The organism is Kitasatospora sp. NPDC059817 (assembly GCF_042731835.1).
Lineage (GTDB): Bacteria > Actinomycetota > Actinomycetes > Streptomycetales > Streptomycetaceae > Kitasatospora.
This window is the reverse complement of sequence record NZ_JBHWIR010000423.1, coordinates 1-1643: the sequence shown is the minus strand read 5'-3', so window position 1 is coordinate 1643 and position 1643 is coordinate 1. Positions and strand designations below refer to the sequence as shown.

Sequence of the window (1643 nt, the reverse complement as noted above, 5' to 3'; positions counted from 1 at the left end):
TGGGGGGGTCTCGCACCCAACATATTTATTTTATCCCCCCCTATGATTTTTTTTCACCCCCCCCCCCCCCCGCGGGGGGTCTGGGCGGGGTGGGCCCCCCCCCCCCCCCGCGCCGAGCCGCTCCTGCTTCCCGGCTCCCCGCCCGCCCACTGTGCGCGCAGTCGAATATGTAGACCGACCGATATATTTTTCCCGTTTGCAGCGCCCCGTTCGAGGCCCCGCCGCGTGGCGAAGCCGAGGGCGAACCACCCCGCACAGGAAGTCGGGCAGGCCGACTTCCTGTGCGCACCGCGAGCGCGATCGAATCTGTAGACCGGTCGGTATATTCACTCCGAGGCTGACGGCGCGAGCCCGTGGGCAAGGCTGTACGGCGTACGTGTCGCGGTTCCGCAGGGCGAGGGTTCAGCGCAGCAGGTGCTCCAGCTGGTCGAGAGCGGTGGGCAGGTCGCGGGGGCGCAGGGCGCCCGGGGGGCGGCGGGGGCCGGTCCAGCCGGGGCCGGCGGTCAGGACGACGGGGCGGGTGCGGGCACCGTGGGGGCCCCAGGCGGTCTCGGCGACACGGCGGGCCAGGGCCCGGTCGGCGGTGCGGGCGACCTGGGACCAGAGCAGGACGGCGGGCGGGCCGGTGCGGCGGACCGCTTCCAACAGGGCTTCGGTCGGCAGGGCCGGGCCGAACATCCGAAACGGCAGGCCCCGTTCGGCCAGCCCCGCAGCCAGCGCCTCCAGTGGCAGGGCATGCAGTTCGGCGGGCATGCCCGCGAGCAGGACGGCCGGACCCTGCGGCGGCTCGACCCGGTCGGCGGCGCGGCGCAAAGCGGCGGCGACGTGCCAGGACAGCAGGTGCTCGACCTCGACGTAGCGCTCGCCCTCGGCGGCCCACTTGCGGCCGGCGGCACGCAGCGCGGGCATCATCACCTCGGTCCAGGCGGCGACCGGGCCGAGGGTGTCGACGCTGTGTCGCAGGATCCGGGCGAGCTCGGGGGCGTCGAGGCGAACGGCCGCGCGGGCCAGCCCCCGGCATTCGGGGCGGACGGTGCCGACGGGCAGGGCGTTCCCGCCACCGGGGGCCGGCCCACCGGCAGGCGGCCCCGGCGGCTCGGACGGCCCGGACACCTCGGACGTCTCTGGCGGCCCCGGCGGCTCGGACGGCCCGGGCGGCCCTGGGGCCTCGGCGGCGAGGGCGAGGCGGGCGGCCTCGGCCGGGGTGACGCCGCGAGCGGTCAGGCGGCACATCTCCGCCAGGACGGCGACGTCCCGCGGACTCCACTGGCGGTGGCGCCCGGGGTCGCGCCGGGCGGGGCCGATGCCGTAGCGGCGTTCCCAGGAGCGGACGGTGGTCGGGGAGACGCCGAGCATGCGGGCGAGGGCACCGGTGGTCAGGCTGGCCTGGGTCGGCGGCCGACCGGCGGAGGCAGACACGGGGACGGGAACCGGGACGGGCACATGCGTGAGCCTATGCGGGGCGGGCCGGGGCAGCGGGCGTCGCGGATGCGGGGCGGCGCAGCAGGGCTCGCTCCGCGGAAGCCATCGGTGTGGGGGGGGGGGGGGGGGCCGGCACCGGCAAAGCACCCCCCCACCCCCCCCAAAGGGCGGGGGGGGGATGGTGGGGGGGGGGTAGTGGGAACGGACACCACAAGCACCCC

The 1643-nt window shown here is 76.6% G+C and carries 1 protein-coding gene; it reads right to left on the bottom strand.

Going from position 1 to position 1643, the window contains the following annotated elements; genetic code table 11:
- Positions 1 to 402 precede the first annotated feature (402 nt).
- Entirely contained in the window at positions 403 to 1419 is a 1017-nt protein-coding gene (locus ACFV61_RS35940; protein ID WP_380496385.1) for a MerR family transcriptional regulator, read from the bottom strand.
- Positions 1420 to 1643 lie beyond the last annotated feature (224 nt).